Raw genomic sequence first — 23,233 nt, forward strand, 5'->3', positions numbered from 1 at the left:
CTCGACCAACTTCCCAGCACTTGATCAAACCTTGGTCGTGATTCTCCCATGTCTCACTCCAGCTCAACGGCGGGCGAGGGGGGTGCTGATGTCTTGTAGGAGGCGTGAGGTCATATTCTCACCTGGAATATCAGGCGCAATGTGTAAAGTAGGGTTCGTTAAATACCTGTGGTTTTCCTGTTCAGCCACTCGTGGCTCAACAACCCCAATACACCCAGATCGTGTCGTTGGCCATTCCAGAACCCCGCGTCGCGCAACGTTCCTTCGGCTTTGAAACCCAGTCGCTCCAACAGCTTGAGCGACGCGGTATTTTGCGGATGCACCCAGGCTTCCACTCGATGCAATTGCATCTGTTCAAAGCCCCAGTCGAGCATTGCCTGCATAGCTTCACTCATCAGTCCCTGGCCACGCGCGTCGGGCGCCAGCTCACAGGCGAGTGCGCAACTGTTCCACTTCTGGTTCCACTTGAACAGACCACAACTGCCGATCAGTTCACCCTCCCATTCGATTCCCCAGCGTGTTCCGGGGTTGGGCTGGGTGCGCCAGTGCCCGAAGGTTTCGATCAGGGCTTGGGCCTGGGCAAGCTCGGTCATCGCGTCGGCGCCGAACCAGCGCATGCTGTCGGCATCGCTGTGGATGTCGAACAGCGCCGGTGCGTCGTTTGCTACAAGCTCACGCAGGCACAGGCGTTGGGTGTGTAGGGTAGGGAAAGGGCTCATGGCGCGGTTGCCGCAAAAATCTGCTCCCGATCCACCACCTTGCCAAAGTGATGTCGCCACAAATCCACCCCCAGCTGCCCTGACCGATCCAGCGACGAGCCCACGGTCAAATCGCTGATCAACGTCGGCTGCAACCCTGCATCGAACAGGGCAAACCCCGCCGCCAGGACGCAGGTGTCGGTTTGTATGCCACACACCAACACACGCTGCGGCTCCAGGCTTTTGAGGTAGGCAATCGTCTCGGGCGTCGGCGCATAACCGTGCTTGACGAAGATGCGATCCGCCGCCACCAGGCTGTCGTCATCCGGCGCCGGTTGCCAGCCGAGTTGGCGGGTGAAGGGGGTGATGCTTTCGTCGTGGCGCTCGACGGTGGCGACGCTGGGCAGGCGGCCGAGCAGGGCATGGATGCCGTCCACAAGCCATGCCGGCGGGTTGAAGCAGGGTTGCACGTCGATGATCAGCAGTACCTGGCGCATGGGGTTGCAGTCCGTAGCCGGGGTGGGGCGGTCATTGTGCCTCAGGGCTGCCAGGTCGTCTTCTCCCCGCTGAGCTTGCGGTCCAGGAACGACGCCGCGCTGATCAACGCCAGGTGGCTCAAGGCCTGGGGCGTGTTGCCCAGGTGGCGGGCCTGGTTGTCGAACTCTTCGGCGTACAGACCCAGTGGGTTGGCATAGCGCAGCAGTTGTTCGAACTCCAGGTGGGCCTTTTCCACTTGCCCGGCGCGGGCCAGGCATTCGACGTACCAGAACGAGCACGCGGTAAATGCACCTTCGGTGCCTTGCAGGCCGTCGATTGGGTTGTCGTCGTTGCGATAGCGATAGACCATGCCGTCGCGTACCAGGCTTTTCTGGATCGCTTCCAGCGTCGACAGCCAGCGTGGGTCGGTGGCCGCGACGAAACGCACCAGCGGCATCAGCAGCATCGAGCCGTCGAGCGCCGTGCTGCCGATATGCTGCACAAAATGCCCACGCTCCTCGTTCCAGAAGTTGCTCCAGATGTCGGCGTAGATCGCCTGGCGTGTCTGGTCCCAACGGGCGAACGGTGCTGGCAGCGAGCGCTTGGAGGCGAGACGGATTGCGCGGTCCAGCGCCACCCAGCACATCAGCCGCGAGTGCAGGAAGTGATGCTGCTCGCCGCGCATTTCCCAGATGCCCACATCTTTGGTGTTCCAGATATCGCAGACCTGGTCGGCGACTTCCACCGTGTGTTTCCAGCCGTCATGGGAGATGGCTTCGCCGTATTTGTTGACCAGGTACACCGCGTCCATCAGTTCGCCATAGATGTCCAACTGGATCTGCCCGACCGCGCCGTTGCCGATGCGCACCGGCGTGGCGCCGCCGTGGCCTTTGAAGTGGGGCAGTGCGGTTTCCGGCAGCTCCTGGCGCCCGTCGATGCCGTAGAGGATGTTGAGTTTGGTTGGCTGCCCGCAGCAGTCACTGACCCGCCCCTTGAGCCAGCGCATGTAGGCGTTGGCTTCCTCGACAAAACCCAGGCGCATGAAGGCATAGACGGTGAATGAAGCGTCGCGGATCCAGGTGTAGCGATAGTCCCAGTTGCGCTCGCCGCCGGGGCTTTCCGGCAGGCCGAAGGTGGCGGCGGCGATGATCGCGCCGTGTTTGCGCGAGGTCAGAAGCTTCAAGGCCAGGGCCGAGCGATTGACCATTTCGCGCCAGCGTCCACGGTAGTTCGACTGGGCGATCCAGCTGCGCCAGAACGTCAGGGTGTGGGCAAGGGCGAGGTCGGTGCAAGCGCTGTCCACCCGCTCATCATCCTGGCCACCGAGGACGAATTCGGCGCCTTCGTCCTGGTTCAAGGTGAAGCGTGCAACCGCCGCGCCATCCTTGATGTGCAAGGCTTGGCTGCTGGACAAACGCAGGCCGGGCTGGCCATCGGCGTTGAAGTACACACTGCGGTTGTCGAGGCTGGCGCGGGTCGGCGCGCGCGCGTAGTCGTGGCGCACTGCACAGCGCAGGTGGATGTCGGCCGTGCCGCTGATCACCCGCACCCGACGGATCAGCAGCGGCAGGTCATCGAGGTCATCACTGATCGCCAGCAGGTCGGTGATCTCCACCACGGCTTCGTCGCTGAGCCAGCGGGTTTGCAGCACGTTGGTGTCGGGCAGGTAGATCTGTTCGCGGCGCGCGTCTGGCAGGTCCGGAGTGAGCTGGAAAATGCCCGCTTCGGGGCTGTCGAGCAGGGCGCAGAAGATCGACGGGCTGTCGAATTCCGGCCAGCAGAAGAAGTCTACGCTGCCCGTGTCGTTGACCAGTGCCGCGCTGCGCATGTCGCCAATGATGCCGTGGGCGTCGATGGCGCTTTGGGGTTCGTTCTTTAGCTCAACCATTGCCACGAAACTCCGGATAAAGGCTCATGCCGCCGTCGATGAACAGGGTGCTGCCGACTACATAGTCGGAGGCATCGCTGGCCAGCCAGACCACGGCGTTGGCCACGTCTTCGACGTCGCCGACCCGGCCGTAGGGAATCAGTTTCAGCAGTTCCTTTTCTGCCGCGCCTTCGGTGGCCGCCCGGTTGATCGGCGTGCGGATCGCCCCCGGCGCAATGCCGTTGATACGGATGCGCTGCGCGCTGACTTCCTGGGCGAGGGTGCGCATCAACATCTCGACACCGCCTTTGGAGGCGGCGTAATTCACATGGCCGGCCCAAGGGATCAACTGGTGTACCGAGCTCATATGAATGATTTTTCCCGCCGCCCGCGACACGCCTTCGCGCACGCCCTGGCGATTGAAGATACGCACGGCCGCGCGGGCACAGAGGAACTGGCCGGTGAGGTTGACGCCGATCACTGTGTTCCAGTCATCAAGGCTCATATCGACCAGGTTGGCGTCTTTTTGCAGGCCGGAGTTGGCGACAAGAATGTCCAAGTGGCCGAAGGCGTCGAGCGTCTGGGCGAACAGGCGTTCCACATCGGCCTCTTTTGACACGTCCCCGCCGATGGCAAGCGCACGGCCGCCGTTGGCGTTGATCTGTGCGGCGAGCGCTTCAGCAGGGGCGGCCTGGGCGTTGTAATTGAGCACCACGGCCGCGCCGGCGTCGGCCAGGGCCTTGGCGGCGCCTGCACCGATGCCGGAACTGGCGCCGGTGATGAGGGCGACTTGTTGCTGGAGCGAGAGGTGCATGGGCCAACCACCACTGTCAGAGGGTTCAGTCAGCTGACTGGCGGGGCCACGTGTAAGTTCAGCGTGGGATTCGACGGGGCGCAGCGGGGCAGGCAGGGGGAACTGTCATTTCTGACAGTAGACGTCTTTCGCTTCCGAGGTGAGGCTACCGGCTTGCAGGTGGTCAGGGGATGAGCGCGTGAACATGCACTGGGTTGTCGGGTTGCTGGCGAGTCTTGGTAGCGCGGTTGCTGTGGCGCAGGCACCCTTGGATAAAGCCGCGTTCATCAATCAGCTGATGGGCAAAATGACGGTTGCCGAGAAGGTCGGGCAACTCGACATCGTCTATCTCGACCCTGTGGCGCCGGATACGCGCGTCCGGGAACATCTGGCCGGCGGACTGATTGGCGGGGTGGCCGTAGTTCCGCCTGCGCCCTATGGGCACGCGTTGCAGCAAATGGCCGTTGAGCGCAGCCGATTGAAAATCCCGCTGTTTTTCAGCATGGATGTTATCCATGGCTTGCACACCGTATTTCCGGTCAGCCTGGCGTTGGCGGCCAGTTGGGACATGCAGGCATTGGCGCTGGTGGGGCGGATCAGCGCGCAGGAAGCGAGCGCCGATGGTGTGCACCTGACCTACGGCCCAATGCTGGACATCTCCCGCGATCCTCGCTGGGGCAGGGTGTCGGAGGGGTACGGCGAGGACCCCTATTTGGTGTCGCGCATTGCTCGGGTCATGATCAACGCGTATCAGGGCGGCAACTATCGCGCGGCGGGCAGCATCATGGCCGGCGTCAAGCATGTGGCCCTGTATGGGGCTGTGGAGGGCGGCAAGGACTACAACAGTGTCGATATGAGCCGGGCACAGATGTATCAGTACTATTTCCCGCCATACCGCGCGGCTGTCGAGGCCGGCGCGCAGGTCGCGATGCTTGCGTTCAACACAATCAACGGCGTTCCTTCAACCGCCAACCCCTGGCTTATCAAGGATGTGCTGCGCCATGAGTGGGGGTTTGCCGGCGTCACCCTGAGTGACTCCAATGCCGTGACTGGCCTGATTACGCACGGTGTGGCGATTGATCAGCGCCACGCGGCTTCATTGGCGATTCTCTCGGGCCTCGACATGGAGTTGAGTGACGATGCCTATGTTCGCCAGTTGCCCGCCCTCGTCAAATCGGGAGCAGTGAGTGTTGCGGTCCTGGACGAGGCGGTTCGTCGCGTGCTCGGGATGAAGTACGAGATGGGGCTGTTCGAAGACCCCTATCGCAACCTCTCCCGATTGCCTCCGGAACCCATGGAGCGCCGGTTGCAAAGGGCGGCGGCGCGGGATGTGGCGCGCAGGACCCTGGTGTTGTTGAAGAATCGCCAGCACACTCTGCCGTTGAGCAAGCACGGTCGTATCGCGCTGGTAGGCCCACTCGCCAACAGCCGCCGTGATTTGCTCGGGAGCTATTGTGGCGATTGCGCAGCACAAAGAGTTGTGAGCATCCGTGAGGGCATGACGCGTGCGGTGGAAGGCAAGGCCACGCTGCTGTATGCCAAGGGCGCCAATGTCACAGACGACAGGGCGTTGTCTGATCGCTTGGCACGTTATAGCTCGCCCTTGGACCTTGATCCCCGATCGCCTGAAGCGCTGCTGGAAGAGGCGATGGCGGTGGCACGCCAAGCCGATGTCATCGTGGCAGTGGTGGGGGAGGCGTGGAATTTCAGCGATGAGGCCATCAGCCGAACGCGCCTTGACCTTGAGGATAGCCAGCAGCGCCTGCTCAGAGCATTGAGAACCTTGGGTAAAACGCTGGTGGTGGTGTTGGTGAACGGTCGGCCTTTGACATTGACCCAAGTGCAAGGGCAGGCCGATGCGCTGCTGGAAACCTGGTTCAGCGGGATGGAAGGCGGTAACGCTGTCGCTGATGTCTTGTTTGGCGGTTACAACCCTTCGGGAAAGCTGCCCATGACGTTTCCCCGTTCGGTGGGCCAGGTCCCGATTTACTACAACCACCTCAACACGGGCCACCCCTTCATCCCCGATCAGCCGAACAAGTACATGAGCCAATATATTGATGAGCAGGAGGGGCCGCTGTTTCCCTTCGGCTTCGGCTTGAGCTACACCCGTTTCGCACTGTCAGACTTGCAGTTGTCCAGCGCAGTGTTGCACCGAGGTCAGTCTCTGCGGGTGGGTGTCACGCTGGCCAATGCGGGTGAGCGCGATGGCGAAACCGTGGTCCAGTTGTATATCCGTGACCCGGTGGCATCCGTCAGCCGTCCGGTCAAGGAGCTCAAGGGTTTCCAGAAGGTCATGCTCAAGGCCGGTGAGCGTCGACGAATCGAGTTCACCGTGGGTGAAGATGACCTGAAATTCTACGACGTTCACTTGCGACACGTCGCCGAGCCTGGCGAGTTCAGGCTGCAGATAGGCTTGGATTCTCGGGAGGTCATTGAACAACGCTTCGAACTGCGCTGACACGACGGGAAGCAATTGCCCGACTTAATAGGAAGCATTACTATTCACGCCCCGCCTCCCCAGTGCCTCCGCGATGATGCCCCAGCCGCCCCGCAGAACAGGCTTTTTCGAGTATTACGAAGAGTTGATCGGCACCTGGACGCGCCGCCTGAGAAACCGCCAGCAGGCCGAAGACCTGGCCCATGACACGTTTGTGCGGGTGCTTGAGGCACGGTCCACCGAGGTTGAGCAGCCGCGCGCCTATCTGCACCAAACCGCACGCAACATTGCGGTGGACGCCCATCGCCGTGAAGACCGGCGCGAGGCGCTGGCGCTGGAGACCTTCGACCTGCGTTCGCCGCACAGTGGCGACCCGGAGCACGTCATGCACGCGATCCAGTTGGCGGATTCCATCGAGCGGGCGCTGGCCGAGTTGCCACTCAACTGCCGCAGGATTTTCATCTGGCAGAAAATCGAAGGCCTCACCCAGCAGGAAATCGCCGAACGCCTGGGGTTGTCCAAGAACATGGTGGAAAAGTATATGATCCGCACCCTGCGGCATCTGCGTGACCGCTTGGACGTGCTGGCCCCATGAACCAAGGATCTTCCATGATGGATAACCGTGCCCGAGACGAGGCTGCGCAATGGTTTGTGCGCCTGCAAGACGCCGAACTGGGGGCCGCCGAGCGCCAGCAGTTTGAGACGTGGCGCCATGAGCATCCCGACCACCAATACGAATTTGATGTGCTGCAAGGCCTGTGGAGCGCCACGGACCTGTTGCCGGCGGCGCGTTTGCGTGCGTTGTGCGATGCACCGGCTGAGCGCCCCAAGCGGCGCGCCGTGTTGCGTTACGCGGTCGCGGCCAGTGTGGTGGCGGTTGCCGTTGGCCTGGGCGTGTTCAGCATCCTTCAACCAAAACCCTACAGCGCCGAGTTCAGCACGCGGCTCGGTGAACAGCGCCAGGTGACGCTGCCCGACGGTTCGGTGATGGAGTTGAACAGCCGCAGCGTGGTCGCGGTGCAGTTCGAAAAGGGCAGGCGCGGCGTGGTGCTCAAGCGGGGCGAGGCGATGTTCAATGTCGAGCACGACACCACTCGCCCGTTTGTGGTCGCCGCCGGGGCCGGGCAGGTCACGGTGACCGGCACGCGCTTTGATGTGCGCCGCGATGACGACAGCACCCGCGTGGTGGTCGAGGCCGGGACGGTCAAGGTGCAAGGGCGGGCCGTGGATGCAAGCGTCACGCTGACGGCGGGCCGTGGCACGCACATCGACAGCCAGGGCAACGTGGTGCCGGCCTACGCGGTGAACGCCGCAGAACTGACCGCATGGCGCCGCGGCAAACTGGTGTTCAACAACGCCAGCTTGGGTGACGTGGCACGGGAAGTGTCGCGTTATCGCGAGCAGCCAGTGCGGGTCGGTTCGGCGGCGGTGAGCGACCTGCGCCTGACCAGCGTGTTCAACGCCAACGACACCGACGCCTTGCTCAAGGCCCTGCCGCACATTCTGCCGGTGGCCGTGCGCGCCTTGCCGGACGGCAGCCAGGAAATTATTTCGCGCTGACAGTCAGGTTTTTTTCGCGTTCGTCGTCTCCTCCTGCAACTGCAACTGGTTTGCATTAACGGCCGCACTCGCTTGCGATCACAGGACCCGATTTGACGTGAAAAAACTTGCCTGCCACCACAATAAAATCTCCCGCTGGGCGCCACTGGCCCTGGCCATGGCTGTCAGCACCTCGGCGTATGCTGCCGACACCCTCCATATCCAGGCCCAACCGCTGGGTGCAGCGCTGAGCCAGTTGGGCCAGCAGACCTCCCTGCAAGTGTTCTTCAGCCCCGACATGGTCGCCGGCAAGCAAGCCCCGGCGGTGGATGGCAACCTTTCGCCGGAACAAGCCCTGCGTCGATTGCTGCAAGGCAGTGGCCTGGACTATCAGATCGACGCCGGTTCCGTGACCTTGCGTCCGCTGGGCAGCGGTGCCGGTGAAGCCGGTTCGCCCCTGGAACTGGGTACCACCGACATCAAGGTGGTCGGCGACTGGCTGGGCGACGCCAACGCCGAAGTGGTGCAGAACCACCCCGGCGCACGCACCGTGATTCGCCGCGAGGCCATGGTGGAGCAGGGCGCGATGAACGTCGGTGACGTGTTGCGCCGGGTCCCGGGCGTGCAGGTGCAGGAGTCCAACGGCACCGGCGGCAGCGATATTTCCCTCAACGTCGGCGTACGGGGTCTGACTTCGCGCCTGTCGCCACGCTCCACGGTGTTGATCGACGGCGTACCGGCCGCCTTCGCCCCGTATGGCCAGCCGCAACTGTCGATGGCGCCGATCTCCGCCGGTAACCTGGACAGCATCGACGTGGTACGCGGCGCCGGTTCCGTGCGTTATGGGCCGCAAAACGTCGGTGGCGTGATCAACTTTGTCACCCGCGCCATCCCGGAGAAATTCTCCGGTGAAGTCGGCACCACCCTGCAAACCTCGGCCCACGGCGGCTGGAAACATCTGGAAAACGCCTTTGTCGGCGGCACCGCAGACAACGGCATCGGTGCGGCGCTGCTGTATTCCGGGGTCAAAGGGGACGGCTATCGCAGCAGCAACAACGGCAATGACATCAACGACGTGATCCTCAAGACCCACTGGGCGCCGACCGATAGCGACGACTTCTCACTCAACTTCCACTACTACGACGCCACGGCCGACATGCCCGGCGGCTTGACCCAGAAGCAATTCGACGCCAACCCGTATCAGTCGGTACGCGACTGGGACAATTTCACCGGGCGTCGCAAGGATGTGTCCTTCAAGTACATCCGACAGATCGACGACCGCACCCAGGCCGAAGTGCTGACCTACTACTCCGACAGCTTCCGTGGCAGCAACATCGCCAACCGCGACTTGCTCACCCTCGGCTCGTACCCGCGCACCTATTACACCTTTGGCATCGAGCCCCGTGTGAGCCATGTGTTTGACGTGGGCCCGAGCACCCAGGAAGTCAGCGTCGGTTATCGCTACCTCAAGGAAGGCATGCACGAGCAGGCCACCAGCCTCAATCTGGTCAACAACGTGCCCACCCCCGGCGGGCGCAGCGACGGTCACGTCTACCAGGACCGCACTGGCGGCACCGAGGCCAACGCCTTCTACGTCGATAACAAGATCGACATCGGCAAGTGGACCATTACCCCCGGTATCCGCTTCGAAGACATCCGCACCGAATGGCACGACCGCCCGGTGATCCCGTTGACCGGCGCGCGCACCCTGGAAAAACGCCGTGAGGTCCACAACAACGAACCGTTGCCGGCGTTGAGCGTGATGTACCACGTGTCCGATGCGTGGAAACTGTTCGCCAACTACGAAACGTCCTTCGGCAGCCTGCAGTATTTCCAGCTAGGCCAGGGCGGTACGGGCGATCAGACCGCCAGTGGCCTGAACCCGGAGAAGGCCAAGACCTACGAAGTGGGCACGCGCTACAACGACAGCGTGTGGGGCGGCGAAGTGACGCTGTTCTACATCGATTTCTCGGATGAGCTGCAATACGTCAGCAATGCCGTGGGCTGGACCAACCTCGGCGCAACCAAACACAGCGGCATCGAAGCTTCGGCCCACTACGACCTGTCGAACCTGGATGCGCGTCTGGATGGCCTGACCGCCAACGCCGGCTTCACCTACACCAAGGCTACAGCGCAAGGCGACGTTGCCTTCAAAGGCCGTGACCTGCCGTTGTACTCCCGTGAAGTGGCGACCCTGGGCCTGCGTTATGACGTCAACCACTGGACCCACAATCTGGACGTCTACGCCCAGTCCGGCCAACGTGCGCCGGGCACCGGCACCACCTACATCACCCAGGGCACTGCCGACGGCCAGTACGGCGATATTCCCGGCTATGTCTCGGTCAACGTGCGCAGTGGTTATGACTTCGGCGCGCAACTGTCGAACCTGAAACTGGGCGTGGGTGTGAAAAACCTCTTCGACCAGCTGCACTACACGCGCTCCAGCGACAACAACGCCGGGCTGTACCTGGGCGAACCGCGTACGTTTTTTGTGCAGGCCAGTGTTGGATTCTGATCCGGTATAACGACCACTTTCGCCGTGTTTCCTATCTGGGGAGGCACGGCGATTTACGTTTCATTCTGTATTTTCCTGTTTCCCCCAGAGGATCTTCCTACCAGTAGCGAGCAGTTTTCGGTTTCTAGGCGGAACTGACCTCAGGTGTCCAGCCACATAGGTGAGGCTCGCTCGCGCTGATTCCACTATTGAGCCTGGCGCAGTCAGGCGAGCTGCTTGGAAACGAACTGGAGATCCCAATGTCAACATCCGCGTCCACCTCGACCACCGTGCCCATCTTGCCGAATCCCACCCATGCTGACCCACAGGCGGCATTCCCTGCCAGGTCGCTACCTCCACAGTACTCGGCGAGTGTGGGCTTTGCGCAACCGCAATATCAGTCCGGCCCGATGTTTGGTGATACGCCACAGGGAAAAGTTGCTGGCCACTATCACCGTCCTCCCCACCGGCCAATTGCGCAACCTGGCCCGCCTGCGCGCCCAAACCCTACGCTACCGGACCCTCACTATTCCAGGCGTAGCGATGAACAACTGGCGCAGATGCTTCTGGATAACTTCAATGCGTTCAAGGGCCCCTGGCCTTCACGTGAAGTCACGCGCCAGAGCCTGGGGGAAATTGCCAGGCAGGAGCTGACCGGCAATCCCCGGACCGACGCCAATATCAAACTGGCCAGGGAGTTGCAGCGTCGTTCTGGACTGATGGAAGCCCTGGATCGGGACCGCTCCACCGGGGCGACAAACAATCGCTTTTCCAAGGCCGACATCAGAAGTTTCGTGCATTCCGATAACCCGTTGAAGCGCTTGGACAACAAACAACTCGTTGAGGAGATGCTCCGGAATTTCGATGCGTTGAAAGGTGGCTTCTGGAACCGCGACATCAATATCAGCGATCTGCAGGCACTCGCTAATAAAAACCTGACGGGCATCCCCCGAAAAGACCATCTCATCCAGTTGGCCAATGCCGTGATGGGCCGTTCGGACGTCAAGGACTTGATGGACAACGTGTTTGGCTCGCAGCGCGATGGCAAGATTTCGCGCAAAGAACTGCACAGGCTGTTGGCTTTGCTCGGTTAAATCCGGCACTGCATATGGGGAACCGTTTACGCAGATTTGCCACGAAGAAGACACCCACTGGTGGTTGACGGCCTGTGGGAGTCTTTATCTACTGGATCAGGACCGGACCCATGAACTCGACATCCTCTGCCTCTCGTCACTGCCCAAGCTCAGTCACCGCGCTGATGACTGCGTTGCCTGAGGCACCCTGCCAAAACGCGCAGCAGCCGAGTCTCAACCTTACCTCTTCACCCAAATGCAGCTTCAAGGCGCCGACGGCTGCAGACTTTGACAGAGGCGCTCACATGCTCGGCGATACGCCGGTCGGCGATCCATTGTTCTCAAGACTTTCGAGCTTCTGGAGCAAGTTGTCCCTTCGAGGGTAATCATCGCTTCAGGAGGACTGAAGCCCAGGCGGTTACAAATGTTCAAGGTTGTCCGGGTGCAGAGTTGCGCTTTGCCGGAACCATTGGTTTTGCAACGCCACACACCTTGCGCCAGACCTGCATCCTCAATCGGAGCATTTTGCTGATTGAGGATTCGGGGCGCGGGCGACGTCGTCCAAATCGTGTGGAGTGAAATATGAGTAACGGGATCAATCAACTTGGCTTCAAGCTGCCACCTTCGTTAGACCAGCTGAATTCCAACACGCCGGGTGCGAACGCACAGGCGTCAGGCTCGGGTTACGCTCCTCAGGGCGTGGGGCAGCGTCCGGTAATGTCGGGTTTTCCCAGTAGTCCGCTGATGGGCTTAAACAACCCGCATTTCGATGCTCAGAATCTTTACGGCGGCATGAAGGCGGGTAACCCGTATGTCAGTTCAGATGACCACCTGCTGGCCACGGCGTTGAGCAACAGCTTTTCATTGCTCGAAAAATTCACCAAGGACGGGAGCTTGAACCAGGCGGGACTGCAGAAAATCGCTGATGAGGACCCGAACATAAGCACTGTTGCCGAACGCACGATCATGCTGGCCAGGGAGATCATCAACCGTCCGCGCCTGAACGATACGATCCTGGGCAAAGGCGGAAAAATCACACCTTCAAGCCTCTCCAAGGCGGCCAGCGCCCTGCTTGGCAACACCAACCCCAACAATACGCAAAGTGCCGATCCGTTCCATGCGAAAACCGATGCGCAGGTGGTCGAGGCGTTCAGGGGCATGTTTGACGAGCTGCGCGATCGCTCGGAAGACCGCACGTTCTTCTTCGAAAAACACCGCTACGTGAAGACCGACAAAATCATTGAAATGAGCAAGGACCCCAACTTGACCGACAAGAAAGGCGCATTGGTGCGGGATCCGGTCACCGGGTTTCCGATGAAAAAATACAGTCCGCAGCAGGTGTACCTCGCCAAGAACCTGGTCGATCGGCCAGGCTTGCTGGCGTCCCTGGACAGCAATAAAGCCAACGGCACCAGCATTTTCGGCAGTCATAACAATGATGGTTGGCTGAAAAACTACAGCCTTGATCGCTGGCTGGAAAACGACAAGAAAGAGAAGGGCAAATGATGCCCTGACGGGCCTATGAGCTCTTTGTCTGGCACAAAAAGCTCATGGCTACACCCGCAATATCTTGCCGCTGGCCGCGACTGCTGCCAGCAACCCGCCGATCAGCAGGAAGGCGATCGCCAGGCTGCTGCCATGGGCGATGAAGCCAATCACAGCAGGTCCGGCGAGTATCCCGGCATACCCCAGCGTGGTAATGGCGGGCACGGCAATGTGTTCGGGCATCACCTTTTGTTTACCCACCGCGGTGTAGAGGACCGGCACGATGTTGGAACAGCCGGCGCCGATAAGGGCATAACCCAGCAGTGACACTTCCCAGGCCGTCGATAAGGTGGCGAGGAACATACCGGCGGCCGCTAGCGAACCACCGGCCACGATCACCCGGGTAGGCCCCAGTCGACGCACGATCGCATCACCGGTCAAACGCCCGGCCGTCATGGTCAGGGCAAATGCCGCGTAACCAAGACCCGCATAGGCTTCGTCGAGGCCGCGTTCGCCGCTCAGGAACACAGCGCTCCAGTCCAGCACCGCGCCCTCGGCAAGAAACACGACAAAACACAGGCAGCCGATAAACAGCACCACGCCATGGGGAATCGCAAACGCCGGGCCTGAACTTTCACTGCCGTAAGGCAGCAAGTGTGGGGCGGCCTTGAGCAGCGCCGCCAACGTGATCACGACCACCACCAAGATTGCCTGCAACGGCGACAAGCCCAGCCCGAGCAACCCCGAAACACCTGCCGCGCCGACAATCCCACCCAGACTGAACAAGCCGTGAAATCCCGACATCATGGTTTTGCCGCTGGCGCGCTCAACGATCACCGCTTGCAGGTTGACCGTGGAGTCCACCGTGCCCAACCCGGCACCGAACAGAAACAGCGCGGCGATCAACAAGGGAATCGAACTGACCGTCGCCAGCATCGGCAGGGCCAGGCAGATCAGCAGCGTGCCGGCGCAGAGCACGCGCCGACAGCCGAAACGCGAGGCGAGCAGGCCGGCCACTGGCATGGCGATGATCGAGCCCACTCCCAGGCACAACAGCAACAGGCCGAGCGTGCCTTCATCGAGTCCAGCACGGGCCTTGGCATACGGCACCAGCGGTGCCCAGGCGGCGATGCCGAAACCGGCGATGAAAAACGCGATGCGGGTCGACATTTGCTCCAGTCGCCCGGGAACCACGGGCGCTGAGGTGGGGATGGCAGTCATGAAAAATCCTTGGTTTTGCGTTCAACGAACGGTGTCCGGCGCGACATCCTCCCACAGATGGAAGGTTCTGTAATACGCTGCCGACCCTGTGTGTGGGCAAGCGGACGGATGAATCAATGAAACAATCCTGGCGGGCGTGGGTATGACTCAGTTCTACGATGCGCGGGGCAATATTTATGGGGTGGTCAGCCCGGCTGCCTTGCGCCGCCAGGGGATAGCGGTTCCCGACACTGCCGTCGTGGCGGCGCATCACCGCCAGACCTGGGCGCCGGCGGCGGTCGCGGCCGAATGCGGCTGGGGATCAACCCCACGCCCGCCGCAGGCCAAGGCCCACCGCTGCGATGGCCTGTTGGTGGGGCCGTTCCAGGCTGCGCCGCCGTTTGACCTGTTGATCGTCAACACCGACGGCACCCTGGCCGAGCGTAGCGGCAACGGGCTGACCATCTTTGCCCAGGCCCTGACAGACCAAGGCATGATGACCGAGGCCAGCGAGTTACGTGTGCATCACGATCAACCGGCTGGCGCCTCGCCGTTGAGTACCTGGGTGGAACCGGCGGTGTATGCCCAGGTGAGCGGGTTCTGGCTCGCATTGGGCCAGCCGGCGTTCGGGCCGTCGGCCGTGGGTGCGACGGGCGTCGGCGCTGCTGAACCCAGCCACGTGAGCGCACTGGCGGCGATCAACCCGCAGTGGGCGCACAGTCAGTTTGTGCGGGTGGGCAACCCCCATTGCGTGACGCTGGTCGAACACCCTTCGGCGTTGCCCGACAACGCACAGATGCAGCAGCCCGGGTTGTTTGAAGCGCTGCAGGCAATTGCCTTTGCGCCGCCGGTTGGCCGCGGCCAGCCCTGTGCGGCCGGAGTCAATTTGCAATGGGCTGCGCGGGACAGCGCCAACCGTGTGCTCGCGCGGGTGTTTGAACGTGGAGAAGGCCCTACGGCGTCGTCCGGCACCAGCGCCAGCGCAGTGGCCTGCGCGGCGTGGCGGGCGGGTTGGGTCGCGGCGGGGGAGGTCGCGGTGGTGATGCCGGGCGGTACGGCGCCGGTGCGCTTGCAGGTGCAGGCCGAGACGCTGCGCAGTGTCAGCTTGTTCGGCACCGCCCGGCGGCAAATCAGCTGAGCAAAAACTCCACCTGCGCCGGCTGACGTTTCATCAACACCTTGCCGTGGCGGATTGAATACAGCGGCAGTCCCTGGCTGCGAATCACTTCATAGTCGCTGTCCGCCGAGAGCACCAACAGGTTGGCCGGGCGACCCGGCTCCAGGCCGTAGCGGTCGCCCAGGGCCATGGCCTTGGCGCTGTTGTCGGTCACCAGGTCGAGGGCGCTTTGCAGGTTGCTGTAGCCGAGCATGTGGCAGATATGCAACCCGGCCTCCAGCACGCGCAGGATGTTGCCGTTGCCCAGCGGATACCAGGGGTCGACGATGGAGTCCTGGCCGAAACACACGTTCATGCCGGCTTCGAGCAACTCGTTGACGCGGGTGACGCCCCGGCGTTTGGGGAAACTGTCGAAGCGGCCTTGCAAGTGGATGCTCTCGGTCGGACAGGAGACGAAGTTGATCCCGGAGTGCCCCAGCAAGCGAAACAGCTTGGCGCAGTAGGCGTTGTCGTAGGAGCCCATGGCGGTGGTGTGGCTAGCCGTGACGCGAGCACCCATGCCACGGCTGCGGGCCTCTTCGGCGAGCACTTCGAGAAAACGCGAGTGCGGGTCGTCGGTTTCGTCGCAATGCACGTCCACCAGGCAACCGCTGCGCTCAGCCAGGTCCATCAGGAATTTGACCGAGCTCACGCCCTGGTCGCGGGTGTATTCAAAGTGCGGGATGCCGCCAACCACATCGGCGCCCAGGCGGATGGCTTCTTCCATCAGTTCGCGGCCGTTGCGGTAGGACTCGATGCCTTCCTGGGGAAACGCGACGATTTGCAGGTCGATCAGGTGCGTACTTTGCGCGCGTACCTCGAGCATGGCCTTGAGCGCGGTGAGGTCCGGGTCGGTGACGTCGACGTGGGTACGCACATGCTGGATGCCGTGGGCGGCGAGGGCCTGGATGGTTTGCTTGGCGCGGGTCTTGGTGTCTTCAAAGGTGATGCTGGCTTTGCGCTCGCCCCAGCACTCGATGCCCTCGAACAGCGTGCCGCTCATGTTCCAGCGCGGTTCGCCGGCGGTGAGGGTGGCGTCGAGGTGGATGTGCGGCTCGACGAAGGGCGGGATCACCAGGTTGCCGGCGGCATCCAGGTCGTCGGCCTGCAACGGCGGTGGCGTGGTCTGTGGGGTGATGCTGGCAATCCGGCCCTGTTCCAGGTGCAGATCATGCAGGCCTTCACGGTTGCGCAGGCGGGCGTTGATGATGTGCATGGGCAAGTTCCTTTTGAGCGGCGGGAAGCCACGACTGTAAGGGAGCCGGGCATAAAAAAACCACCGCTGGGGTGGTTTTTCGTACGGGCGGTTTATTCGCCGCGATAGATGCACCCGCTGGTGCACGTCTCGTGGATGCGAATTGCACTGAGTTCCGGCAGCAGGGGTTTGAGTTCATTCCAGATCCACTTGGCCAGCACTTCGCTGGTCGGGTTTTCCAGGCCGGGGATGTCGTTGAGGTAGTTGTGGTCGAGGCGTTCGTAGAGCGGCTTGAAAATCGCCTTGATCTCCGAGAAGTCGCGAATCCAGCCGGTATGGGGGTCCAGGTCGCCGCTCAGGTGGATCGCCACCTTGAACGAGTGCCCGTGCAGGCGCCCGCATTTGTGGCCGTCCGGTACGTGCGGCAGGCGGTGGGCGGATTCGAAGGTAAACTCTTTGAAGATTTCCACAGTATTTTCAGCTCGGTCAGGTATCTGGCAGGCGGCGAGTTTAACAGCTTGACCCGCCGCCGCGCATACCGCTGGGTCAAAGGGCGTGCAGGTGCTCGCCCAATTGGTCGTTATCGGCCAGTGTCAGAAATTCATCCCCCAGCCGCCGGCTCTCGCTCATCGCGGTTTGCCAGTATTTGTTGCGGCTCGCGTCATCGCCCATGAAGCGCTTGAAGTCGCTGCGGTCCGGCAGCTTGCCGTGGGGCAGGCGGGCCAGGTAGTCCCTGGACGGGGCGAGCAGCAACACGTCCTGCAAGCCGGCTGGGTTGCTGCGCCGCCATGGCAGGCCTTTGTCGAACCAGCCGGGGATGACCCGGTCGGTGAAGTGCGGGTACAGCACGATGTCGTCGCCGTGGTAGGGCAGGTCGAGGTGGTAGTCCAGCAGGCCGCCGTCGCGGTAGGTGCCGGCGCCGGCACCGGGCAGGTCGCGCACGCCTTGCATGACCATGGGGATCGAGCCGGAGGCAAGCAGGGCCTGGCGCAGGTTGCCGAGTTCCAGGGCCAGGAAGCGCGACGGGAAATCCTGCAGTGGATGCACGGGTGGCGCCTGGCGCGGGTCATGGATGATCAACCGCTCGAAATGCCGCGACAACCGCGCACGGCCGCGCAGGTTATCGGCGATCACCGACGACAGGCCCAGCCCGAGGCGCCCGCGGTGGTCATCGGCGAGCAGGCCGTGGCTCTTGACCACCATGATGTTCAGGCGGTAGTCCGGGTTGTCCAGCACCCGTGCATCGCGTCCGGCCAGCAGGTCGTCGAGCATGCGTTGGCAGCTCTGGCTGACTTCGGCCATGGTCACGCCCTTGGCGAAACGCTGCTCGTTGTACAAGCGGCCGAGGTCGAGCAGGCCTTGCACCGGGTCGGGCAGGCAGGCGCTGGCAAACCGCCAGGAGCCGATCGACGCGCCGATCAGCGCTCGTTCGCGGGGCGCACGCGCCAGCCAATCGCCAAACAGCGCCAGGTCCATGCCCTGGATACCCAGCGCCTTGGGCCCACCGGCTGCGCCAGGCAGGATGCCGACGTCGGCCGGCTTGAGGCCTTGTTCACGAATACGCGTAAAGGCCCGCTTACCGGCCTTGAGGGTCAGGGCGGGAAACTTGATGTGGATGGCTGTCATACCGGTCTCTGTTGAAGCGAGCGGGGCAGTATAGGAAATCTCGCACGATGATGGGTAAAGAGGCTTGTCGGCAATTGCCATGGTGGCAATTCAGTTTCAGTTAAGTTGCTGCAGGTAGGGTGGCCGGCGTAGGAAAACACCTTGAAACGGAGACTCCCTATGAAGCGCCTCACAGTGCTGGTCGCCGCTATCACCGCCGTCGTGGCGGCACAGGCGGGTGCAGTGGACCCCGACAAAACGCTGAAATTGCCCGGCACTGTTACTATTGTCGCCTTCGACCAGTTGGAGGCCACGGCCTTGGCGCTGCATCCCGGTTCAACCGTGCTCGACACCGACCTGGACGAGGAATACGGCAGGTACCTCTACCAGGTCGAGCTGCAAGACCCCAACGGCATTGAATGGGACGTTGAATTGGACGCGCTGACCGGGCATGTCCTCAAGAATCATCAGGAAACGTAATGAAGGTATATCGACGCGCCGGCAGTGCAGTTGCGCTGGCCCTGCTGGTTTTTTGCTCAAGCCTGACGGCCCGCGACCTGGATCAGGACGAAGCCTTGGCACTGCGCCAGCAAGGGGTGATCCTGCCGCTGGAGCAGTTGCTGCAACAAGCCATGGCGCGTCACCCCGGCTCACGTTTGCTGGAGGCCGAGCTTGAGAAAAAGCACGGCCAGTACGCCTATGAAGTGGAACTGGTCACCGCGGCGGGCGTGGTGCGCGAGATCAAGCTGGACGCCAGCACGGGTGTGCTGATCAAAGACGAGGAAGACTGATGCGCCTGCTTCTGGTGGAAGACAACGTCCCGCTGGCCGACGAGTTACTGGCTGGCCTGCAGCGCCAGGGGTATGCCGTCGACTGGCTGGCTGATGGCCGCGACGCAGCGTATCAAGGCCGCAGCGAGCCCTATGACCTGATTATCCTCGACCTCGGTCTGCCTGGCCTGCCGGGGCTCGAGGTGCTGGCACAATGGCGTGCAGCCGCCTTGTCCATCCCGGTGCTGATCCTTACCGCCCGCGATTCCTGGGCCGATCGCATCGAAGGGCTCAAGGCCGGTGCCGACGACTACCTGAGCAAACCCTTTCACCCGGAAGAACTGTACTTGCGCATCCAGGCGCTGTTGCGCCGTGCCCACGGCCACGCCAACCAACCCACCTTGCAAGCCGCCGGCTTGCACCTGGATGAAGGGCGCCAGTGCGTGCTGCGCGATGGCGCGGAGATTCAACTGACCGCCGCCGAATTCCGCCTGCTGCGCTACTTCATGTTGCACCCCGAGCAGATCCTGTCGAAAAGCCACCTGGCCGAGCATCTCTATGACGGCGAAACCGAGCGCGACTCGAATGTGCTCGAAGTCCACGTCAACCACCTGCGCCGCAAGTTGGGCCGCAGCGTGATCGAAACCCGGCGCGGCCAGGGTTACCGCTTTGGCGCCAGCCCTGCATGAGGTCGATCCAGCGGCGCCTGAGCCTGGGGTTGGTCAGTGTGATGGTGATCGTCGGCATCGCGTTGGCGCAAACCAGTCTGTGGCTGTTCGAAGCGGGTCTGCAGCGCTATCTGGAATCGGGGCTGCGTAACGACAGTGAAAGCCTGCTGGTCGCGCTGGTGCGTGGCCCGGACGGTTTGGAGTTGCATGAGAAGCGCGTGTCGCCGGCCTATCAGCGGCCGTTTTCCGGGCACTATTTCCGCATTGATTTTGCCGACAAACACTGGCGCTCGCGCTCTTTGTGGGACCAGGACCTGCCGCACCTGCCCGAGGCCGGGCTCAAGGGCAACCTGCAACTGGGACCGGAAGGCCAGCAACTGCTGGTGCTGCGTGAGGACTACAAGCGCTTCGGCCAGTCGATTTCCATCAGCGTGGCCCAGGACTACACGCCGGTGCGCGAAAGCTTTCGCCTGATGCGTCAGATCGGTCTGGTACTGGGCCTGGCCGCCTTGCTGTTGGTGCTGATCCTGCAACGGGTCACGGTGCGTCGCGCCTTACGCCCGCTGGAAACCGCGCGCAACCAGATCGCCCAGTTGCAACAGGGCCAGCGCTCGCAGCTCGACACCCAGGTGCCACAGGAGCTGGAGCCGCTGGTGGCGCAGATCAACCACTTGCTGGCGCACACCGAGGACAGTCTCAAACGTTCGCGCAATGCCCTGGGCAACCTTGGCCATGCCCTGAAAACCCCGCTGGCGGTGTTGCTGAGTGCGGCTTCCAGCGAGGCGCTCAAGGATCACCCTGAACTCGGCAAACTCCTGCGCGAGCAGTTGGAACAGGTGCAGCAGCGCCTCAACCGCGAACTCAATCGTGCGCGCCTGGCCGGTGAAACCCTGCCTGGCGCTTTGTTCGACTGTGATCAGGAATTGCCGAACCTGCTGGCCACCTTGACCATGATCCACGGCGACCACCTGGACCTGAGCTACCACGCAGCGCCCGGCCTGCACCTGCCGTGGGACCGTGCCGACTTGCTGGAGCTGTTGGGCAACCTGCTGGACAACGCCTGCAAATGGGCAGATGCCGATGTGCGTTTGACCGTCAGCGAAACCGAGCGCTGTTACTTGCTGGTAGTGGAAGACGACGGCCCCGGCATTCCCGAAGCCCAGCGCGACCAAGTGTTCAGCCGTGGCACGCGCCTGGACGAACAAATTGATGGGCATGGCCTTGGGTTGGGGATCGTGCGGGATATCGTCGAGGTATGGGGCGGGATGTTGCAGTTGCAGGAAAGCGAGTTGGGCGGTCTGAAGGCTTTGATCGAATTGCCCAAGCGGCAGGGCTGACACAGCACCGATCAAAATGTGGGAGCGGGCTTGCTCGCGAAGGCGGTGGGTCAGACACTGCATCTGTTACTGACCCACCGCCTTCGCGAGCAAGCCCGCTCCCACACAAGCCCGCTCCAACATTAGATTTGTTTAAGGATCAGGGCCGGTGCCGCTCATTCAGACCCGGAACTGATCCATCAAGCCCTGCTGCTGATTCGCCAGGCTGTTCAATGCCTGGCTGACCCGCGCCGATTCGTTGGCCTGTTCCGACAGCGACTCGGTCACATCGCGAATCGTCGCGACGTTGCTGTTGATCTCTTCGGCCACCGCGCTTTGCTCTTCGGCGGCGCTGGCGATTTGCAGGTTCATGTCGCTGATCACCGTGACCGCCTCGCCGATCTGGCGCAGGGCGGTGACGGCCTGGCCGACCTGTTCGACGCTGCCCTGGGCCTGGCGATAGCTGTTGCCCATGGACCCCACCACCTCCTCGGTGCCGCTTTGCAGGTGTTCGATCACCAGGCGGGTTTCTTCCACCGATTCCTGGGTACGGCGTGCCAGGTTGCGCACTTCGTCGGCCACCACCGCAAAACCACGGCCGGCCTCACCGGCGCGGGCGGCTTCGATGGCGGCGTTGAGTGCGAGCAGGTTGGTCTGCTCGGCAATACCGCGAATCACTTCGAGCACCGAACCGATTTTCTCGCTGTTGGCGGCCAAGCCTTCGACCTGGGCCATGGCGGTGCTCATGTCGGCCGCCAGGTTGCCAATGTTGGTGGTGGTGCGGTCGATCACGGTCAGCCCTTCGCGGGTGGCCTGGTCGGCATCGCGGGCTGCTTGCGCCGCTTGGGCCGCGCTGCGGGCGACGTCCTGGGCGGTGGCGCTCATTTCGTGGGAAGCGGTGGCCACTTGGTCGACCTGGCGATACTGCTGCTCCATGCCGGCGCTGGTTTGCGTTGCAATCGCGGCGGATTGGTCGGCGGTGCCACGGGCGTCCTGCACCGAGCGCTTCACCTCGGCGATGATCGGTTGCAGTTTGTCGAGGAAACGGTTGAACCAGCCGGCCAGTTGGCCGAGTTCGTCCTGTTTGTCGTAGGCCAGACGACGGGTCAGGTCGCCTTCGCCGCTGGCGATGTCTTCAAGCATGTGCGCCACGCCGAGGATCGGCCGGGTCACGCTGCGGGCCATCAGCCACACCAGGATCAGGCCGACGACCGCTGCCAACAAGCCCAGGCCCAGCTCCAGCAAGGTGCCCCTGGCATTGTCGGCATCCAGCTGCGTTTTCAGTGCTTCGGCGGGAGCGACCAGGACTTTTTCCGGCACATCCAGCAACACCCCCCACGATTTGCCATCGGGGATCGGTGCGAAGGGTGCCAGCACCTTGAGTTGGTGGTCGGTGCGCAGGCTACGGATCTGCGTGCCGCTGGCCAAGAAACCGATCAGTTGCGCACCGCTGGCGCTATCGACCTGATCCAGGCGCTGGCTGAGCTTGCTCGCATCCGGGCTGTAGCCGGCGAGCAGGCCGGTGGCGCTGAGGATGCTGACCTGGGTCTGGCCGTCATACAGCTTGCGGCTGGCCTGCTGGCTCACGGCCTGCAGGCTGTTGAGGTTGATGTCCACCGACAGCGAGGCGACGACTTTACCGTTGACCATCAGCGGGAAAACGATGCTGGTCATCAGCACGTTTTGTCCGTTGATCACATAGAAGTAGGGCTCGATCACACACGGTTTGAGGGTGGTGCGCGGGCAGGTGAACCAGGCGTTGGCTTTTTCGCCGCTGGGGCCGATGCTGGTGTCGGTCATATCGCTTTCCGGCAGGGCCATCGACTCCAGTTTGCCGGGGGTTGGCTGCGACCAGTACAAGGCGAAGCGGCCCTTGTCGTTACTGCCCAGCTCGGCCTGGTTGGCGAACAGTTCGTCCTTGCCATCCAGCGCGTTGGCTTCGAACACCAGGGACAGGCCGAGCAGGTCCGGGTTGGCCTGCAATGCGGCCTTGACCTGGCGGGTCAGGTCTTCGCGGGTGTCGAAGGCGTCGAGGAAGCGCTTTTCTGCCTGTTCACGCAAGAACAGCACCTGGCGCGAAAAGCCGTGGCCGTATTGATAGGCGTCCATGAACTGGCGACGGATGCCCAGTGCCTGCCCTTCACCCTGGGCCTCGATACGCGCCTGGGCCGCTTCGTCGAGCATCTGCATGCTGGACGCCTTGACCTGCTGCGAACTCTGCTCCATGCGATACAGCGACAGACCCACCAGCAGGGTCACGATTCCCAGCAGGCAAAGGCCGGCGAGCAGGGTGATTTTCCATTGAATGGACAGCTGTCTGAGGGACATCGAGGAGCATCCTTAACCTTAAAACACAGTGAATCAGGCTATCGGCCGATCTTTCTCGATCTTTATTATTTAAACGTTCAATTGAATTTTGCCCTGTAGTGAGCGAGCTTGCTCGCGCCGGGCTGCGTA

General features: G+C 62.3%; 19 protein-coding genes and 2 pseudogenes. 11 read left to right on the forward strand and 10 right to left on the reverse strand.

Translation table 11 applies throughout. The annotated features are described in order from the left end of the window. Positions 1–158: 158 nt before the first annotated feature. Genes PSH81_RS09460 through PSH81_RS09475 form a run of 4 tightly spaced genes read right to left on the reverse strand, consistent with a single transcriptional unit; the run spans position 159 to position 3,856 of the window. Complete coding sequence (locus tag PSH81_RS09460; protein ID WP_305392373.1) at positions 159–719, reverse strand: GNAT family N-acetyltransferase; 561 nt, start codon at positions 717–719, stop codon at positions 159–161. Next, positions 716–1,195 (reverse strand): isochorismatase family protein, encoded by a 480-nt coding sequence (locus PSH81_RS09465; RefSeq protein WP_226456161.1) that lies wholly within the window; start codon positions 1,193–1,195, stop codon positions 716–718. Before PSH81_RS09465 ends, PSH81_RS09460 begins: the two co-directional genes overlap by 4 nt. A 41-nt stretch (positions 1,196–1,236) precedes the next feature. Further along, positions 1,237–3,063, reverse strand: coding sequence for a glycoside hydrolase family 15 protein (locus tag PSH81_RS09470; RefSeq protein WP_226456160.1), 1,827 nt, complete (start codon positions 3,061–3,063; stop codon positions 1,237–1,239). After that, complete coding sequence (locus PSH81_RS09475; RefSeq protein ID WP_226456159.1) at positions 3,056–3,856, reverse strand: glucose 1-dehydrogenase; 801 nt, start codon at positions 3,854–3,856, stop codon at positions 3,056–3,058. Before PSH81_RS09475 ends, PSH81_RS09470 begins: the two co-directional genes overlap by 8 nt. Positions 3,857–4,040: 184 nt before the next feature. On the opposite strand from PSH81_RS09475, the gene bglX reads away from it, so the two are divergent. The 6 genes from bglX (at position 4,041) to PSH81_RS09505 (ending at position 12,887) form a co-directional block, all read left to right on the forward strand. Further along, on the forward strand, positions 4,041–6,296 hold the full coding sequence (bglX, locus tag PSH81_RS09480) for a beta-glucosidase BglX (RefSeq protein ID WP_305392758.1): 2,256 nt from the start codon (positions 4,041–4,043) through the stop codon (positions 6,294–6,296). A gap of 73 nt (positions 6,297–6,369) precedes the next feature. Next, positions 6,370–6,870 (forward strand): sigma-70 family RNA polymerase sigma factor, encoded by a 501-nt coding sequence (locus tag PSH81_RS09485; RefSeq protein ID WP_226456157.1) that lies wholly within the window; start codon positions 6,370–6,372, stop codon positions 6,868–6,870. Positions 6,871–6,884: 14 nt separating this feature from the next. Further along, a complete protein-coding gene (locus tag PSH81_RS09490; protein ID WP_305392374.1) occupies positions 6,885–7,835 on the forward strand; it encodes a FecR family protein in 951 nt (316 codons plus the stop codon). A 97-nt stretch (positions 7,836–7,932) separates the two neighbouring features. After that, positions 7,933–10,329: a TonB-dependent receptor gene (locus PSH81_RS09495; RefSeq protein WP_305392375.1), complete on the forward strand. Its 2,397-nt coding sequence runs from the start codon at positions 7,933–7,935 to the stop codon at positions 10,327–10,329. A 239-nt stretch (positions 10,330–10,568) separates the two neighbouring features. After that, entirely contained in the window at positions 10,569–11,402 is an 834-nt protein-coding gene (locus tag PSH81_RS09500) for a hypothetical protein (RefSeq protein ID WP_305392376.1), read from the forward strand. A 561-nt stretch (positions 11,403–11,963) separates the two neighbouring features. Continuing rightward, entirely contained in the window at positions 11,964–12,887 is a 924-nt protein-coding gene (locus tag PSH81_RS09505; RefSeq protein WP_305392377.1) for a hypothetical protein, read from the forward strand. A 48-nt stretch (positions 12,888–12,935) separates the two neighbouring features. Here the strand turns inward: PSH81_RS09505 and PSH81_RS09510 are convergent, their stop codons facing one another. Next, positions 12,936–14,087 (reverse strand): MFS transporter, encoded by a 1,152-nt coding sequence (locus PSH81_RS09510; RefSeq protein ID WP_226456152.1) that lies wholly within the window; start codon positions 14,085–14,087, stop codon positions 12,936–12,938. A 142-nt stretch (positions 14,088–14,229) separates the two neighbouring features. Here PSH81_RS09510 and PSH81_RS09515 point away from each other — a divergent pair, with 142 nt between their 5' ends. Further along, a complete protein-coding gene (locus PSH81_RS09515) occupies positions 14,230–15,204 on the forward strand; it encodes a diaminopimelate epimerase (RefSeq protein ID WP_305392378.1) in 975 nt (324 codons plus the stop codon). Here PSH81_RS09515 and codA read toward each other — a convergent pair. From codA to PSH81_RS09530, 3 genes are all read right to left on the reverse strand, one after another. After that, the gene (gene codA, locus PSH81_RS09520; protein WP_305392379.1) at positions 15,197–16,438 is read right to left on the reverse strand and encodes a cytosine deaminase; all 1,242 of its coding nucleotides are present in this window, start codon (positions 16,436–16,438) and stop codon (positions 15,197–15,199) included. The genes PSH81_RS09515 and codA overlap by 8 nt on opposite strands. A gap of 92 nt (positions 16,439–16,530) precedes the next feature. Then, complete coding sequence (gene queD, locus PSH81_RS09525; protein WP_003173033.1) at positions 16,531–16,887, reverse strand: 6-carboxytetrahydropterin synthase QueD; 357 nt, start codon at positions 16,885–16,887, stop codon at positions 16,531–16,533. A gap of 76 nt (positions 16,888–16,963) precedes the next feature. After that, positions 16,964–18,043, reverse strand: coding sequence for a patatin-like phospholipase family protein (locus PSH81_RS09530; RefSeq protein WP_305392380.1), 1,080 nt, complete (start codon positions 18,041–18,043; stop codon positions 16,964–16,966). 159 nt (positions 18,044–18,202) lie between these two features. Here PSH81_RS09530 and PSH81_RS09535 point away from each other — a divergent pair, with 159 nt between their 5' ends. The 4 genes from PSH81_RS09535 to PSH81_RS09550 are packed head-to-tail and all read left to right on the forward strand — an operon-like array spanning position 18,203 to position 20,797. Beyond that, entirely contained in the window at positions 18,203–18,502 is a 300-nt protein-coding gene (locus PSH81_RS09535) for a PepSY domain-containing protein (protein ID WP_226456086.1), read from the forward strand. Beyond that, on the forward strand, positions 18,502–18,813 hold the full coding sequence (locus PSH81_RS09540) for a PepSY domain-containing protein (RefSeq protein WP_192300326.1): 312 nt from the start codon (positions 18,502–18,504) through the stop codon (positions 18,811–18,813). Before PSH81_RS09535 ends, PSH81_RS09540 begins: the two co-directional genes overlap by 1 nt. After that, positions 18,813–19,481, forward strand: coding sequence for a response regulator transcription factor (locus PSH81_RS09545; RefSeq protein WP_305392381.1), 669 nt, complete (start codon positions 18,813–18,815; stop codon positions 19,479–19,481). Before PSH81_RS09540 ends, PSH81_RS09545 begins: the two co-directional genes overlap by 1 nt. After that, a complete protein-coding gene (locus PSH81_RS09550) occupies positions 19,478–20,797 on the forward strand; it encodes a sensor histidine kinase (RefSeq protein ID WP_305392382.1) in 1,320 nt (439 codons plus the stop codon). Before PSH81_RS09545 ends, PSH81_RS09550 begins: the two co-directional genes overlap by 4 nt. Before the next feature lie 159 nt (positions 20,798–20,956). Here the strand turns inward: PSH81_RS09550 and PSH81_RS27480 are convergent. Then, positions 20,957–21,466 (reverse strand): annotated as a pseudogene (locus PSH81_RS27480) (methyl-accepting chemotaxis protein); the annotation flags it as partial. 396 nt (positions 21,467–21,862) lie between these two features. Then, a pseudogene (locus tag PSH81_RS27485) lies at positions 21,863–23,104 on the reverse strand (chemotaxis protein); the annotation flags it as partial. Positions 23,105–23,233: the final 129 nt, after the last annotated feature.

Source organism: Pseudomonas sp. FP2335 (assembly GCF_030687535.1).
GTDB lineage: Bacteria > Pseudomonadota > Gammaproteobacteria > Pseudomonadales > Pseudomonadaceae > Aquipseudomonas.